Annotated in this window: 13 protein-coding genes and 2 pseudogenes; 7 read left to right on the top strand and 8 right to left on the bottom strand. The window is 60.8% G+C overall.

Annotation, left to right across the window (positions count from 1 at the left end; all coding sequences use genetic code 11):
* The first annotated feature begins 121 nt into the window (after positions 1-121).
* Positions 122-457 (top strand): transposase family protein, encoded by a 336-nt coding sequence (locus BQ8420_RS33220; RefSeq protein WP_369825508.1) that lies wholly within the window; start codon positions 122-124, stop codon positions 455-457.
* A 79-nt stretch (positions 458-536) separates the two neighbouring features.
* Here the strand turns inward: BQ8420_RS33220 and BQ8420_RS16545 are convergent, their stop codons facing one another.
* From BQ8420_RS16545 to BQ8420_RS31455, 5 genes and pseudogenes are all read right to left on the bottom strand, one after another.
* A complete protein-coding gene (locus BQ8420_RS16545) occupies positions 537-1,805 on the bottom strand; it encodes an ABC transporter permease (RefSeq protein ID WP_087100024.1) in 1,269 nt (422 codons plus the stop codon).
* A complete protein-coding gene (locus BQ8420_RS16540; RefSeq protein ID WP_087100023.1) occupies positions 1,802-2,479 on the bottom strand; it encodes an ABC transporter ATP-binding protein in 678 nt (225 codons plus the stop codon). Before BQ8420_RS16540 ends, BQ8420_RS16545 begins: the two co-directional genes overlap by 4 nt.
* Positions 2,476-3,651, bottom strand: coding sequence for a peptidoglycan-binding protein (locus tag BQ8420_RS16535; RefSeq protein ID WP_235006298.1), 1,176 nt, complete (start codon positions 3,649-3,651; stop codon positions 2,476-2,478). Before BQ8420_RS16535 ends, BQ8420_RS16540 begins: the two co-directional genes overlap by 4 nt.
* 542 nt (positions 3,652-4,193) lie before the next feature.
* Positions 4,194-4,349: pseudogene (locus BQ8420_RS32795) on the bottom strand (transposase family protein); the annotation flags it as partial.
* Positions 4,350-4,621: 272 nt separating this feature from the next.
* Positions 4,622-5,422, bottom strand: coding sequence for a hypothetical protein (locus BQ8420_RS31455; protein WP_143847341.1), 801 nt, complete (start codon positions 5,420-5,422; stop codon positions 4,622-4,624).
* A gap of 1,171 nt (positions 5,423-6,593) precedes the next feature.
* Here BQ8420_RS31455 and BQ8420_RS33060 point away from each other — a divergent pair.
* Both BQ8420_RS33060 and BQ8420_RS16515 read left to right on the top strand, forming a co-directional pair.
* Positions 6,594-7,359, top strand: a pseudogene (locus tag BQ8420_RS33060) (transposase family protein).
* Between the two features lie 16 nt (positions 7,360-7,375).
* Entirely contained in the window at positions 7,376-8,173 is a 798-nt protein-coding gene (locus tag BQ8420_RS16515; protein ID WP_087100031.1) for an IS5 family transposase, read from the top strand.
* Positions 8,174-8,311: 138 nt separating this feature from the next.
* Here BQ8420_RS16515 and BQ8420_RS16510 read toward each other — a convergent pair whose 3' ends face one another.
* Both BQ8420_RS16510 and BQ8420_RS16505 read right to left on the bottom strand, forming a co-directional pair.
* Entirely contained in the window at positions 8,312-9,001 is a 690-nt protein-coding gene (locus BQ8420_RS16510) for a response regulator transcription factor (protein ID WP_200815958.1), read from the bottom strand.
* Positions 8,998-10,173, bottom strand: coding sequence for a sensor histidine kinase (locus BQ8420_RS16505; protein WP_087100019.1), 1,176 nt, complete (start codon positions 10,171-10,173; stop codon positions 8,998-9,000). Before BQ8420_RS16505 ends, BQ8420_RS16510 begins: the two co-directional genes overlap by 4 nt.
* A gap of 179 nt (positions 10,174-10,352) precedes the next feature.
* Between BQ8420_RS16505 and BQ8420_RS16500 the strand changes: the two genes are divergently transcribed.
* Positions 10,353-10,595, top strand: a complete 243-nt coding sequence (locus BQ8420_RS16500; protein ID WP_087100018.1) for a hypothetical protein — start codon at positions 10,353-10,355, stop codon at positions 10,593-10,595.
* 96 nt (positions 10,596-10,691) lie between these two features.
* Complete coding sequence (locus BQ8420_RS16495; RefSeq protein ID WP_087100030.1) at positions 10,692-11,507, top strand: SDR family oxidoreductase; 816 nt, start codon at positions 10,692-10,694, stop codon at positions 11,505-11,507.
* Between the two features lie 64 nt (positions 11,508-11,571).
* On the opposite strand, the gene BQ8420_RS16490 is transcribed toward BQ8420_RS16495, so the two are convergent.
* Positions 11,572-12,726, bottom strand: coding sequence for an acyl-CoA dehydrogenase family protein (locus BQ8420_RS16490; protein WP_087100017.1), 1,155 nt, complete (start codon positions 12,724-12,726; stop codon positions 11,572-11,574).
* A gap of 147 nt (positions 12,727-12,873) precedes the next feature.
* Here BQ8420_RS16490 and BQ8420_RS16485 point away from each other — a divergent pair, with 147 nt between their 5' ends.
* Entirely contained in the window at positions 12,874-13,581 is a 708-nt protein-coding gene (locus tag BQ8420_RS16485; protein ID WP_087100016.1) for a TetR/AcrR family transcriptional regulator, read from the top strand.
* A gap of 140 nt (positions 13,582-13,721) precedes the next feature.
* Positions 13,722-15,344, top strand: coding sequence for a peptide chain release factor 3 (locus BQ8420_RS16480; RefSeq protein ID WP_087100015.1), 1,623 nt, complete (start codon positions 13,722-13,724; stop codon positions 15,342-15,344).
* The last annotated feature ends 737 nt before the right edge of the window (positions 15,345-16,081 follow it).

Raw genomic sequence — 16,081 nt, 5'->3', positions numbered from 1 at the left:
CGGGATCTGTGGGAGCCCGGAGGTGCGACTCCTCCGGGCGACCCGACCTTGCTGTCAGGGGTGGTTCCGCGTGGTCGGTACACGGCTGTGACCAGTGCCTTCAGAATGAAAAAGGCTCACTGTGGACCTCCTGATCGCTGCCCGGCGCGGTGCACGACACCAAAGCGGCCCGATCTGGAAGATCGCCGAGCGCATCGAGGCCGCGAGGGTGATCGGGCTGGGCGACAAGGGCTACGTCGGACTCTCGAACGTGGTGTTCTGTCCGTTCGAGGGGCGAGGTAAGCCGCAGCGGAAGAAGGACGCCAACTCCACCCACGCCAAGCTGCGTAGCCCTGGTGAGAGGGCGATCGCTCAGCTCAAGAACTGGAAGGTGCTGCGCCGTCTACGCTGCTGCCCACAACGTGCCGGTCAGATCACCCGCGCGGTGCTGGTCCTTCAGCTCCGAGAAGCAGGATGAAAAAGGCTCCATAAACCAGCCCCTCGAATATAACAATCCAACTATTCTAGAATGAGGGATATTTCATAAGGAAGGCATCTCATGAGCGCAACGCTTGAGCTGGTTCGGTACGGGCTGCACGCCATGAGGGGTAGGCTCCCGCTAGTAGACCAATGCCTGCGCCGACCAGAGGAGCGGAAATAATCGTTCGGGGGTCCAGTAGTGGCCCCCAGGTTTGTGCCAAAGAGACACCAATTACTGTACTGGCTCCGAGTGTTGCTCCAACCATACCTCCGATGAACCCGAGCCCAGCAGACTCAATTAAAAACTGAGCTGCAATATGGAATTTCCTTGCCCCCAAGGCCCGCCGGAGACCAATCTCAGGAACTCGCTCAATAACCGAAACTAAAGTCGTATTGGCGATACCCACCGCACCCACGAATAAACACACTACTGCCAAGGCCATGAAGAGCCCAGTCATGTCGTTATTAATTCCATCCCTGAGTGTGCGTGGATCGGGCGGCATCTGTACTTGGAGCACCCCTGGATAGTCAGGTCTTATTGCAGTTGCGATTTCTGCTCCGACTTGTTGGGCTGCTCCAATTTCTGTGTCAACGACTAATGAGACTTGGCCTTCGCCAGGTCCAGGAGCTCCCCAAATTCGATTGGCAGTGGTATCCGGAATAAGCACCGAAGTAAGAGCCATGGGGACACGTTCAACATCATCAACGATACCGATAACTGAAAAGGGTTGGTTTTCAATGAATACTGTCGGCTGTTGTTCAACAGTACCCAAACCGAGGCGCTGTGCAGTGGCCCGCCCTAGGACAGCCACCGGTTCCTCCCTAGTTTGATGGAAAATATCAAACTCTCGTCCTTGTTGCAGTTCCGCGTGTACAGCTGTAAAAAAACCAGGGGTTACCGCCATCACGTCGACTGAGACGCTATTCTTTTCAGCGTTCGGTGGACCCGGCGGCCACAAAGAACCCTGCACCGAATTATCTTCACTTGTCGTAATATCCGGCGTGAAGTAAATTCCAGAAGCCGATAGACCATTAATCTTCGACGCGGCTAATTCCGGATCATCGCCAAACCCGGGGATAACACCAAGAGGCAAATCTGGAAGGCTTGTCTGGTCCGTAACAGTAACCTCAGTCGCCGCCATTGCGTCGAAGCGCGAACTGATCTGCCCAGCTGCAGTAGAAGCAAGACCGAGGGTTGCAACAAAAACGGTGACACCAATTACCGTACCGAGGCTAGTGAGCGCGGCCCGCCCTGGGCGTGTCATCATTCCCGAAACTGACTCCCCTAAAATGTCTACTAGAGACATCCGAGATGATTTAATTCCTTTCGCTGAAATACGCTTCATTGGCTCTTCTCCGATAGATGACCATCTTTGACCGTTACTATTCGCTGCCCCCGAGCTGCTACTTCAGAGTCATGTGTGACGACTATAAGAGTAATATCATCAGCATGGAGCTCATCCAACAAGGCGAGAATAGAATTGGCGTTGTTTGAATCCAAATTCCCTGTAGGCTCATCACATAGTAGAAGAGAAGGTCGCCCTGCCAGTGCTCGTGCAATAGCCACACGCTGGCGTTCACCGCCCGACAGGGTCTGTGCCACTGCCTCCTCCCTATGCGATAGGCCAACTCGCGCTAAGGAATCACGAGCCCGTGTAATACGTTGTTTACGAGGAACCCCGTTGTACACCATACCGAGCTGCGTGTTAGCGATCGCACTCTGATGTCCAATGAGGTGAAAGGACTGAAAAACAAAACCGATACGTGTGCCACGCAAAGCGCTCCGTTGTTTCTCCCCCATAGTGGATGGATCGATTCCATCAATAAGATAAGTACCCACGGAAGGAGTATCTAGCAAACCAATCAAGTTAAGGAAAGTTGATTTCCCAGAACCAGATGGTCCGACGACCGTAACATATTCACCTGAAGAAACCATGAAGTTAACATCTTTAAGGGCATGTACAGGAACTGAACCTGGAAAGGTCCTACCGACTCCCTGCATATTGATGATGTAGGTCATTGATCCGATACCACCACTGGATCTCCCGCTTGTATCGAACCCGTCTCAATCTGAACCCATCCTCCGGCTGAAATGCCGATCCTTACGTCAATTTCCTCATCCTCCGGAGTAACAATATAAGTACTTCCATCGTGACGGGAAAAAATCGCAGACGAAGGCACAGAAAGTACTTCCTCTTCTGTTGAAGAGATTTCAATCGTCAAACGAGCATCAGAGCCAGCCATCTCATTCTCAAAATCGCCGGTTACGATAATCTGGTGCCCTTCCGAATGAACAGGCTCTTCAGTATCGCGTTCGTCATTTACCTCATCTGGCGCTAGAATCGTTTCAATACTAGCTATTATCTCAACACCATGGGATTCGGAATATACGGTAACCGGATCTCCAACCTCTATTAGTTCACGCTCGGCATCAGAGACAGAGGTAGTGGCTGCCAATGAACCAGATGATACATCCATTATTGGACCTTCCACCAGCTCACCTAAACGTGCGTTAAATGCGTCAATCACAAATGGAAAACTAGGCAAAAAAGAGAGTTCTCCTTTAGCGATGATGGGTCCACCCTCTGTATCGACTACATCATGATTCGTTTCCTCACCATCTTCTAGGCTTCCCGTACCTTGAGCAACACTACTCTCCAGCGGTAGGTACCCACGGTTTTCATAAAGGCCTGAAACTGCATTCTGAGTTGCAGGACCATAGACGCCGTTAGGTGTAGGAAGAGAAAAACCCAAAGAAATTAATGCCTCCTGCAACTGGGTAATATCTTTTCCTTCCATTCCAGGATGAATATCCCGATACATCGGGAAACTTCCCGGAAGTGCAATCATGGGGCGTCCAGCAATTTCGGCTAGAACAGTTCCGCTATGCACTTCATCACCTGCATCAAGCTGCGAATCGGTGACGACTGGGTCGCCAGCTATTCCAGCTTCTGGAGCTAGAATCGATTCACTGTACTCGGATCCTATTGTTCCCCTAAGGACTACGGTCTGGGAAAGCTCGCGTTCCTCGCTAGTAGCAGTCAGGATGCTGGGAGATGGTGGGTCAGCTTCAGCGGCTTGTTGTTGAGGAGAGCGGATAAAAAATGTGGAGAAAAAGGCAAGCAGGGATGCTAGAATACACACAGAAATTACTAAACTGAGTTTTCGCACCTCAGGAGAGATCCTTTTCACAATTAATCTCCTTCCAGGATATTAATGCATTTATTTCGGATCTTTGCACAGCGTTAAAATGTCAGTCCCTAGGCTTCCATATTGGATCGCTGTATGCTATTAAAAATTTTCAAAATAGAACCAAAATCTCTGCAATGCGCCATTATTTTACTAAACTTTCTTGCTGGCCCTAAGCCTTGGGCCTGCAACTTCATGGGTGCTCAAGACAAGATAACAGCGGTTTAAGTATCCTTTTGCCCCTGCTTCTCGGAGCTAAAGAATCAGCACAGCACGGGTGATCTCTCCTGCCTTTGTGGGCAGCAGCTTAAACGGCGCAGGATGTACCAGTTCTTGAGCTAGACGATGGTCCACTCGCCCGGACTATCGGAGTTTGGTATGAGCGGAGTTGGCGTCTTCCTTCCGCTGCGGATTAGCGCGCCCCTAGAACGGGAAGAACGCCATCTTCGACAGGACCACATAGCCCTCCTCGCCCAAGCCCAGCAGGCCTGAGGATTGGATTCGTTCAGCAATCTTCCACACTCGGTCCGCCTTGGCATCGTGCACCGCCCGGGCAATGACAAGGAGGTCCACAACAGCTCACCGTCGGGTGCAGACACGAATTGGACGTTCATCCCATGGCGCTTGTGCTTACCTGAGTAGAAAGGCCAGTCAGCAACCACCCGACCGTTGCAGGAGGTAAGGGTGCCGTCTACGATCACGAAACCTCAGCCTTTTCGGTCTGCGTGACGCGAACCCTATTCGAGGATGGGAGCTTGCTCGGCTAGCAGCGGGAACCAAATTTTTTGGCCCTGATATTTATTCTCCACAGCTCCTGGCCTGTATTCCTATAAGTAGCTTCCATGATTTTCTGTGTGACAACCAATTAAAGGTTAACCATGCGCTGAGAATACTAGGTCAATATGGTGGTCCTGCTATATACAGCTCATCCATCGGTGTTGGTGAACAGTTACCATTACGGTATCCTCGCAGGTCAAGAAGAGAGCGCATTGACAGCCAGGTCCACACCATTTTGCAGTTCATCGTACCGGATCATCAAAGAGTTTTCATTTTGGGAGATCATGTGCTCCTGCACCCGAGTCTCTGACTCCACGAAGGTGTCCAGTAGGCTTGTGTCATTCTTGCATTCAACATCAGTGAGCGCGGCCTCACGGTCATCGGTTTGTACTTGGGTGTCACCCGTCCCAATTTCCCAGATATCCTCATTCGGATATCCAGCCTCAAGCATGCAAGCATCCCAGTCATCTATCACGGATTGGACTTGGGGATCGCTGAGCGCCATAAAGAAAGAATCTCGCTTGATATTTTCAGCGATGCTGTTCACACCCGCCTGCTCGCTAACTTCCCCAGACTGAGCCTCGCTCTTTGAAATAAATTTAGCTCCTGGATCAATTTGCTGCTGGGACCATCCCTGGCATCCGTACTCCGGAACCGATTCTCCCGAGGGAGTCTGAATTCCAGTCCGAGACCCAAAGATGGAATCCTGTGCATCTTGGAAGGTGGGTCCGCTGTGCCCTATTTCCCATTCAGCACCCCCGCCGTTTTCTCCTTCTTGTAGGAACTCTGGCGCCCCAAAACCGTATTTCTCAGCACTCTCGATGCTGGCGTTACCGTACCTTCTATATTCACGGTTTGGCCCAAAAAAAGCCATATTATCCTGGTTGATTTCATCATCTACTGTAAATGAAAAATCGAATCCTAGGTTCTGCATGCAATCCTCTAGCAATAGATTCGTTGCCTTTTCTATAAGTGTCGCTTCGCTCTCGTCATTCATGTAGTCGTATACAGGAAGGTGGAGTTGTTCGGTTAGGGTTGCGTCCTCACCTTCATAGGACTCTCGATCCAAAGGTTTTTCGGAGACAGAGTTAGCTCCTTCGGAGCAGCCAGATACGAGAAAAGGAATAAAGAAAATTGAGGCATACTTTAAACTATTCAAAACTCCACCAGGATGACGGATTTCATAAATAAGGCGTGGGGGTAAAGGCTGCGCCCGGGGTGTGAATCCCGGGCGCAGATCCAGTGACTATATTGATTTTCTATTAAACCTATTATTATCTAAGCGAAAAAGATGCATTGTTGTTTCTGGTGTGCACTAGATTCCCGGCCCACCCTGAACCAAGAACATCCACGTTTCCAGCATATCCTCCAGAATAGAACATCCGGGCCGTCTTAATGGAAACGTTGTTCATAGATGCAGCATTATTCCTAACGCCCTGACGATTCCCTTCTGAGCCGCGGGTCCCTGGGTGAGTCGAGAACCTATGAATATCATAGACAGGCACGGCTCCGGTGTGTAGAATCCTCGCCCCCTCAGCCCACTGTCGGTAGTGAACACAAACAGCGGGATATCCACAGGGTTCCTGGCTTCGCCATCCGTTGATCGTGGACGATGCCGCGTATGCTGGTGCAGCATTAAAAAGAGAAAGTACCACGAAAAGCGATGCCAGCATAGCCATGCATTTTTTCAACAATCTCTTCAATCCGATCTTTTGGTCTATAAAAAATTAGGCACTTCACAACCTGAATAACAATAGCAGTTCGTATCACTAAGTTTACCCATAGCCATAGGGTAGGTGCTAGTCAGGTGGTCGAACCCAAATGTGCAGGTCAGCAGCTATATAACGACTTGCCGAGTACCTCTTTTTGGTGCGGTGATCCGACAAGACGGGACCCTCCCCGTAACGTTTTGTCCGCCTGACCAGCACAGGAATAAATATTACAAATTAATACCGATACCCCTCCCTGGGAGAAGTTTTCTCGTTCCCCTTACAAAATGAAGGCATGCTACTACGCGGTGTGACGATCTAAACAAGTTCCGTGAGACTTTTTCAACCTGAGAGCGCAGGTCACAGCCCCTTACCGGAGTGTGGAAACCACCCATGACAGCAAGAAGCCCCTGGTAGGTGGGTTAACGACGAAGAAAACCTGCCACACCAGAGGCCCTGATGCTGTTCTACCCTGCCGCACTGCCCTTGTCATCTCGGACGTTGAACCTGGCGGCCCGCGTGATCCGCGCCCACCGTAAGAACACCGGCTCCCGATGGCGGCGCCTGGACCCCGCGCAGCAGGCCTTGCTGGTGCTGGTCCACCTGTACAAGGGCGAAGCGTTGTGCCAGGTCGCAGCCGGCTTTCGCGTTGGTACCGCGACCGCCTGGCGCTACGTGCGCGAGACCACCCGCCTACTGGCCACCCAGGCCCCCACCCTCGAACAAGGGCTGCATCGCGCCCGCCGCAAGGGCTGAGCCTTCGTGATCGTGGATGGCACACTCATCGCCTGCGATCGCCTCAAAGCCGATCAGCCGTTCTACTCGGGCAAGCACAAAAGACACGGGATGAACATCCAGGTGGTGGCTGCACCCGACGGCGAACCGCTGTGGACGTCCTGGTCGCTGCCCGGGGCGGTGCACGATCGCCTTGGCGGCCCGGGTGTGGAAGATCGCCGAGCGCATCAAGGCCTCAGGTCTGCTCGGGCTGGGAGACAAGGGCTACGTCGGCTTGTCCGAGGTGGTGTTCTGCCCGTTCAAGGGCCGCGACAAGCCGTGGTGGAAAAAGCAGGCCAACTCCGAGCACACCAGGCTCCGCTCACCCGGCGAGCGGGCGTTCGCCCAACTCAAGAACTGGGACATTCTGCGCCGCCTACGCTGCTGCCCACAACGGGCAGGAGAGATCACCCGAGCCGTACTCGTACTTCAGCTCCGAGAAGCAGGATGAAAAAGGCTCAGTGTCGATGGTTGAGCGGTTGGTGCCGGACGGATTGTGGGAGCTGTTCCAACGGGTGGTGCCCGAGGTGCCCACCCGGCCTCAAGGTGGTGGGCGCCTCGGGCACGGGGATCGCGAGGTATTGGCCGCGATCATCTTCGTCGCCACGACCGGCTGTACTTGGGCTCAGCTCCCACCGGTGTTCGGCCCCTCCGGGCCGACTGCACATCGGCGTTTCACCGAGTGGAGTCGGGCTCGGGTGTGGGCGAAGCTGCACCGCCTGGTCTTGGATGAACTCGGTGCCCGTGGTGAGCTGGACTGGTCGCGGTGTGCGGTCGACTCGGTGAACATGCGTGCTCTCAAAAGGGGGGACCTGACGGGTCCGAATCCTGTCGATCGGGGCAAGAAGGGCGCCAAGATCCACTTGATCACCGATCGGACCGGACTTCCGATCTCGATGGCGATCTCGGGTGCGAACCTGCACGACAGCCAGGCGCTGCAACCTTTGATTCGTGCGATACCGCCCATCAGGTCCAGGCGAGGCCGCAGGCGGCGCAAGCCGGGCAAGCTCCACGGTGACAAGGGATACGACTACAACCACCTGCGCCGGTGGCTCCGAGAACGCGGAATCGTCCATCGTCTGGCCCGCAAGGGTGTGGAATCCTCCCAGCGGTTGGGGCGGCACCGCTGGCAGGTCGAGCACACCATGGCCTGGCTAGCCGGATGCCGCCGTCTCCATCGTCGCTACGAGCGCAAAGCCGAGCACTTCCTCGCGTTCGCCGGTATCGCCTGCACGTTGATTTGCTTCCGCAGACTCACCAAATGAGATGAGCTCGTAGGGTCTCCGCTAGCCACCCCAAGGGAGCTCTGACGCGCGCAGGCTTGAATCAAGCTCGTACCTCGCTAGCGGCTTGACTCCTCTTGCACTGTGTTGAAACAAACCCAGGATCTCCGGACCCGAACCTCAGTCGCGGTCGGAGTCCAGCAGTTCCGCGTCGTGCACCAACAGCGCGACCTGTACCCGGTTGTTGAGCTCCAGCTTGGTGAGGATGCTCGACACGTGGGTCTTGACCGTCGGCACGCTCAGGAACAGCCGCGCGGCGATGTCGGCGTTGGAACGGCCCTCGCCGACCGCGACCGCCACGTCGGTCTCGCGGGCGTTCAGCACGGCCAGACGTCGCCGGGCCCGGTCCGCCCGCTCACTGTGGTCACCGTGCGCCACCCGTTGCATGAGCCGTCGCGTCACGGCGGGGGAGAGCACCGGGAACCCCCGCGCCACCCGGCGGACCGACTCCACGATCTCCTCCGGCGGAGTGTCCTTGAGCAGGAACCCGGCCGCGCCCGCGCGCAGGGCCCGCAGCACATGTTCGTCGGCGTCGAAGGTGGTGAGCACCAGGACCTCCGGAGCGTCCGGCATGGTCCGTAGCCGTTCGGTGGCGGTCAGCCCGTCCACGGTGGGCATCCGGATGTCCATGAGCACCACGTCGGGGGAGTGCTCGCGGACCAGTTCCTCGACCTGACCGCCGTCCTCGGCCTCGGCCAGCACCCGTAGGTCGGGGGCGCCGCCCATCATCATCACCAGGCCGACCCGCACCAGGGCGTCGTCGTCGACGATCAGCACACCGATCCGCCGCTCTTGGTCCCGTTCGCTCATAGCGACCACGGTAGCCAGGCGGAGAGGCTCCAGCCGCCATCCGTGGTGCTTCCGTACTCCAGGCGTCCCGACGCCAACGAGATCCGTTCGGCCAGACCGACCAGGCCTTGGCCGGAGCCCGCTCCGGTGGAGGGTCCGCCCTCCGGGGCCGGGTCGGGCGGACCGTTGACCACCGACACGGTCAGCCCCTCTCCCGACGCCCCGCGGACCCGCACGGTGGTGTCGGCCCCCGGCGCGTGCTTGCGGGCGTTGGTGAGCGCCTCCTGGACGATCCGGTAGGCCGTGCGCCCGGTGCGCTCGGGCACCTCGCCCGTGTGACCGTCGACGAACTCCACCACGACTCCCGCGTCGCGGGCCTCCTCTATCAGCTGCGCCAGATCCGCCAGGGTGGGCTGGGGCAGTTCGCCCACCGGGGCGCGCAACACCCCGATCACCTCGCGCAGATCCTGGAGGGCCTGGTGAGCGCTCTCCCGGATGACCTTGGCCGATCGGGCGACCTCCTCGGCGGGGGCGTCCGGTCGGTACTCCAGAGCGCCCGCGTGCACGCTGAGCAGGGACAACCGGTGTCCGAGCACGTCGTGGATCTCCCGGGCGATCGACTCGCGCACCTGGTGCTGGGCGTGCTCGGCCCGTAGCTCGGCCTCCGCCTCGGCGTGCACGGCCCGCTCACGCAGTGACGCGAAGAGCTGACGTCGGTGCTGCACCGAGATCCCCCACCCGGCGACCGCCCCCTGGAAGACCGCGCTGAGCAGGAACATCACCAGGAACGGCGCGTGGGGGTCGGGATGCAGGGCCGCGTTGACGAAGGAGGCCACGAAGCTCAGACCCAGCACGCACAGACCCACCTTGGGCGGTCGATGCACGCACAGCGAGAACAGCGCCGCGAGCATGGCCCCGCCCATCAGGGGGAAGAAGGCCGACAGCACCACGAGGACCACCGCGAGCCCTACGGGCCACCGCCGTCGCCACCACAGGGCCGCACAGGCCGCCAACGCGATGAGTTGGTCGGCCACTCGGAACGGGTCCGGGATGGGAGGGGGTGCTGGATCGTCGGGGAAGGTCACCGCGCCGAGCAGCCCGAACCCCAGGGCGATCAGGAACATCAGGGAATCCACGATCCAGTCGCGCGCGCTGCGCCGGTGCCGCTGCCGAGAGGGGTCCGTGTCGTTCATCGCCTCCGGAGTCTACGAGCGCGCGACCGCGGGTGGGGCGCCGCCGAGCGGACTCGGTACCGAAGGCCGGCCGGACGCTACTTTGGTCGAAGACCCCGAGCCGAGGCGAAGACCTTGGTTCACCGGTCCCATCCCCGCGCCCGATCCATCGGCGAGGGCTCCTCTCCTAGGTTCGAACCATGCGCAAGTCACTACAGGGCATGGGCTTCCTGCTCACCCTCATGGGGATCAGCGGGGCGATCGACCACCTCTGGACGCAACCGATCCTGGGGATCGTGCTCAACGCGTTCAACCGCTTCGTCGTGGAACGGGTCCCCGGGCTCCAAGAGAACGCGATCCTGGCCAACCTGGGGCTGGCCGCCTGCGGGATCCTGCTGATCGTGGTGACCGAAGCGCTCTCCCGGCCCCGAAGAACCACGTGAATCCCACCGATCACGCCGTTTCACGCCCGTTTCACGCGCGTGACTAGGTAGCGTCAGCAGGCGGAGCACCCGCGCGTGAAGCTGGGAGAACACCCGATGAGCACTTTGGTCACCGGAGCCACCGGACAGGTGGGCCGACGTGTCCTGACCGAGCTTCGCAGACGCGGCCTACCTGCCGCGGGAGCCTCCAGGGGCGGGGAGGTCCGTCTGGACTGGACGGACACCAGCAGCTGGAAACCGGCGCTGGAGGGCGTGGAGAGCCTGTTCGTGTCCGTACCCATGGCCAGTGGGTTGAGCGAGCGGGCGGAGGCCTTCCTGCAACAGGCGTCCGAATCGGGAGTGGGCACCGCGGTCCTGGTCACCGCGATGGGTGCGGAGGACGGCCCACCCGACTCCGAGCAGCGTCGCCTGGAGGCCAAGGTCCGCGAACTGTTCGGCCGCTGGACCATCGTGCGTCCCAACTGGCTGGACCAGGACTTCACCGAGGGCGTGTTCGCCCGTCTGGCACGCTCTCGTAACGGCCGGCTGGAACTGCCGGTGTCCAAGCGTTGCGCGGTGAGCTTCGTGGACGCCCGGGACGTCGCCCACACCATCGTGGCCGCCCTCACCGACGACGCGCACCACCAGCGCGAGTACACGCTCACCGGCCCCGCCCCGGTCACCTTCCGCGAGGTGGTGAGGGGGACGAAGGGAACCGAGAGCCCGGTGTGGCGGTACAAGAAGGTCGACGAGGCGGGCTTCTACTTCCGCGCGACGAACACGGGCTGGTCGGATCGGTACGTGGACACCCTCAACGAGCGCTTCCGCGCCATCGCCGACGGCCGGGCCGCCAAGGTCACCGAGGACGTCCGTCGGGCCCTGGGCCGCGACCCCGTCCCCATGGCCAAGTTCGTCCGCGAGGCGGTCCATTAGTGTCTCGGAGATGACGGAGCCCCGGACGGTCGGCCGTCCGGGGCTCTGAGGGTCCGGGTCCTGCCTACTTCAGGAGCTGGCGGGCCATCACCATGCGCTGGATCTGGTTCGTGCCCTCGTAGATCTGGGTGATCTTGGCGTCGCGCATCATGCGCTCCAGCGGGAAGTCCTTCACGTAGCCGGCGCCGCCCAGCAGCTGCACGGCGTCGGTGGTGATCTCCATGGCGGCGTCGGAGGCGTAGCACTTGGCAGCCGCGCCGTAGAAGGGCAGGTCCTCGTCGCCCCGCTCGGACTTGGCGGCGGCCACGTAGACCATCTGGCGGGCCGTCTCCAGCTTCATGGCCATGTCGGCCAGCATGAACTGGATGCCCTGGAAGTCGGCGACGGACTTGCCGAACTGCTTGCGCTCCTTGACGTAGGCCACGGCGTGGTCCAGGGCGCCCTGGGCGATGCCGACGGCCTGCGCGCCGATGGTGACGCGGGTGTGGTCCAGGGTGCGCAGCGCGATCTTGAGGCCCTCGCCCGGCGCGCCGATGATGCGGTCACCGGGGATGAGCATGTCGTCGAAGAACAGCTCGCGGGTGGGGGAGCCCTTGATGCCGAGCTTGCGCTCGGGCTCGCCCAGGGAGAAACCGGCGTCGTCGGCGTGCACGACGAACGCGGAGATGTTGCTGCCGCGCTTGCCCTCGGGGTCGGTGACGGCGAGCACTGTGTAGTACTCGCTCACCCCGGCGTTGGTGATCCACGACTTCTGGCCGTTGAGGACCCAGTCGTCGCCCTTGGGGGTGGCCTGGGTGCGCATGGAGGCGGTGTCGGAACCGGCCTCTCGCTCGGACAGGCCGTAGGAGAACATCGCCTCGCCGCGGGCCACGGGGGTCAGATAGCGCCGCTTGACGTCTTCGGAAGCGCCCAGGATCAGCGGCATGGTGCCGAGCTTGTTCACCGCGGGGATCAGCGAGGAGGAGGCGCACACTCGGGCGACCTCCTCGATGATGATGCAGGTCGCCAGCGCGTCGGCGCCCATGCCCTCGTAGTCCTCGGAGATGTGCGCGGCGTGGAAGTCCGTCGCGGTCAGGGCGTCGAGGGCGTCCTGAGGGAAGGCCGACTTCTCGTCCACCTCGGCGGCGTGCGGCGCGATCTTGTCCTCGGCGACGGAGCGCACCGCCTCGCGCAGCTCCTCGTGCTCCTCGCTGGTCTTGAACAGGTCGAAGTCGCTCATGTTCTTCCCCGGTGTATGGCACTAGTGCTGTGGCACTAGGTGCCGATGTATGGCATTCAGTGCCAGACTAGAGGGTAGAGGCGATGAAGTACACCGACCGTCGTCGACCCACGGCAAGGGTCGTCCTCGGCGGGGAGGAGACGGACGATGGCCGAACGCAATGGTGGCGGGACCCGGGCGGTGGTGCTGGCGGCGGTACGCCTGTTCACCGACGCCGGTTACGACGCCACCACGATGGCGGGGATCGCCGAGGTGACCGGGGTGAGCCGACGCAGTCTCTTCCGCCGCTTCGGCTCCAAGGAGGACGTCCTCTTCGCTGAACACGACGAACTGTTCGAGACCGTGGTCCGCTACATGGAGGCCTCTCCGGAATCGCCGACGGACTCGGTGCTGGCCGCCGCCCGTCTGGTCTTCCAGGGGTACGTGCGCGACCCCGAGATCACCGTGCCCCGCTACCGGTTGGTGCGCGCCCACTCGCGGCTGCGCGACCGGGAGGTCGCCATGACCGCCCGCTACCAGGCGGCCTTCAGCCGCCACATGGCCGAAGCCGCCGGGGGCGGGCGCCCTTCACTGGAGGTGGAGGTGGTGGCCTCCGCCGTCATCGCCGCGCACAACCACGTCCTGCGCGGCTGGCTCCGCGACCCCGACGACGATGGTGTGTGGCGGCGGTTCGACGAGGCCATGGAACGGGTCCGTGCCCTGGCCGCTCCCCTCTTCGGCGTGCCGGACGAACCCGTGCCCGGCCGGCCCACGAGAGTCGGGCGGGACCGGATCGTGGTGGCCGTCTACCCGGGGGACACCGACCCCGACGAACTCTCGCGCCGCGTGGCGGAGACGGTTCGGGACCGCCGGTAGGAACCGTGTCGAGTGCCGGCCGGGGGCGGTGTCAGGCGGCGTATACGCTCTTCGGCCGCTGTCTCCGGCACGGCCCACGCGGGCATAGGCTGTATGGGGCCGAAAAACGGGAGATCACACGAGGCGAGGCGACGACGGGAATGAGCGTGGACACGGCGGGCACGGACAAACAGGGGTCCGAGGTCGCACACGAGGCGGAGCGACGACGGACCTTCGCGGTCATCTCCCACCCCGACGCCGGTAAGTCGACGACCACCGAGGCCTTGGCCCTGCACGCCGCGGCCATCTCCTCCGCCGGCGCGGTGCACGGCAAGGGCGACCGCAAGGGCGTCACCTCCGACTGGATGGCGATGGAGCAGGACCGCGGGATCTCCATCACCTCGGCCGCACTGCGCATCGACTACAAGGACCATGTCCTCAACCTGGTGGACACCCCCGGCCACGCCGACTTCTCCGAGGACACCTACCGGGTGCTCTCCGCCGTCGACTGCGCCATCATGCTGCTGGACTCGGCCAAGGGCCTGGAGCCGCAGACCCTCAAACTCTTCGACGTGTGCCGTGCCCGCAAGATGCCGGTCCTCACGTTCGTCAACAAGTGGGACCGCCCCGGTCGCGAACCCCTCGAACTCCTCGACGAGATCGAGCAGCGCATCGGCCTGCGCCCCACCCCGTTGAACTGGCCGGTCGGCATCGCCGGTGACTTCCGCGGCCTGATCGACCGCGCCTCGGGTATCTACACCAAGATGACCCGGACCCCCGGCGGCGCCAAGAAGGCGATCGAGGAGGTCCTGGACGACGACCGGGCCGCCGAGATCGAGCAGGACGCCTGGGTGCAGGCCAAGGAGGAGATCGAGTTGTTGGAGGCGCTGGGCGCCGACTTCGACCACGAGTCCTTCATGGCGGGTGAGTCCTCCCCGGTGCTGTTCGGCGCGGCGCTGTCCAACTTCGGGGTCGGCCAGTTGCTGGAAGCGGTCGTGGGTCTGGGCCCGGCACCGTCGGCCAAGGTCGACGACAAGGAGCGACCCCGCCCGGTGGAGCGACCCTTCTCCGGTCAGGTCTTCAAGATGCAGGCCAACATGGACAAGAACCACCGGGACCGGATGGCGTTCGTTCGGGTCAGTTCGGGCCGGTTCGACCGGGGCATGGTGCTCACCCACGCGGCCACGGGCCGTCCCTTCGCCACCAAGTACACCCAGGCGGTCTTCGGTTCGGACCGTTCCACCATCGACACCGCCTTTCCGGGTGACGTGATCGCCCTGGTCAACGCCCAGGCGTTGGCGGTGGGGGACACCCTCTACGACGGCCCCAAGGTGTCCTACCCGCCGATCCCCAGCTTCGCGCCGGAGCACTTCGTGGTGGCGCGGGCCTTGGACGCGGGCAAGTACAAGCAGTTCCAGCGGGGGATCGCCCAGCTCGACGCCGAGGGTGTGGTGCAGGTGCTCACCTCGGACGTGCGCGGTGAGCAGGCCCCGGTGCTGGCGGCGGTGGGTCCGCTCCAGTTCGACGTGGTCAGGCACCGCATGGAACAGGAGTTCCGCAGCCCCATCGACACCTCGCCGTTGGAGTACTCGGTGGCCCGACGTACCGACGCCGAGTCCGGACCGACCCTGCACGCGCTGTCGGGGGCGGAGGTGCTGCGTCGTCGCAATGACGGCGAGCTCTTGGTACTGGTGCACAACAAGTGGCGGTTGCGGGTCATCGAGCGTGACCACCCGTCGCTGTTGATGGAGCCCTTGCTCGCGGGCGGCGTCGACGAGGGTTAGGGCGTGCTTCCCGACGTGAAGCCGCTTTTTCACAAAGAGCGTTCGCCTCGTTTACCCCGGGTTAATATCGGTGACCCTTTGTGTGCTTCGGTCCCGTGTTCCGGTTCCAGCGGCTTTCCCTTTCGGGCCCTCGGTGGGTTCTCCGAGGGGCGTTCGCCCCGGTGGTGAGCGGGTGCCGCGGGGTGGCTGTGAAGTCTCGTGTCCGGGGCACATACTCCGACCCGTTGAGGGGTAGGGACAGTGGTCCTGGAGGGTGGTCGGCGCCACCGGGACGGGTGTCAGAGTCCAAGATCACCGAGCCGGAGGTACCCCGCGTCAAGCCTTGTGATCAGGGCGAAGGTACCCTGATCTCAGGCCGCTAGGGCGCGTTCGAACACCTGGCCGCACCGAGTTCTGTTCGGGTTTGTCTGGATCTGTGAAGGGCATCCCTGCCGGGGCTGGTTCGGGTGGGTTTCGGGGTGCCCAGGGGACCTGTCCAGGAGACCCGCGGAAGACGGGTGGGAGAACCCCGCCGTCCCCGAGAAGGTCTCAGGGCGATCACGCTGTTATCGACAGTCGGCAAAGTCTGTAAATATTCACTCTGCGATAATTCTGATCACGTGTGGGTATGTGTTGGATGTCACCTGTTCGTGAATCGGTGAAACTTATATGATTTTGCTTAACTGTCGTTTAACAAAACAGAACAATAACGAGTGAATCAAGAACGCGGCGGCGGATCGCCCTGCGTTCCGACGCAC

Source organism: Nocardiopsis sp. JB363, from assembly GCF_900143625.1.
Classification (GTDB): domain Bacteria; phylum Actinomycetota; class Actinomycetes; order Streptosporangiales; family Streptosporangiaceae; genus Nocardiopsis.
This window is presented reverse-complemented; position numbering and strand designations above follow the sequence as displayed.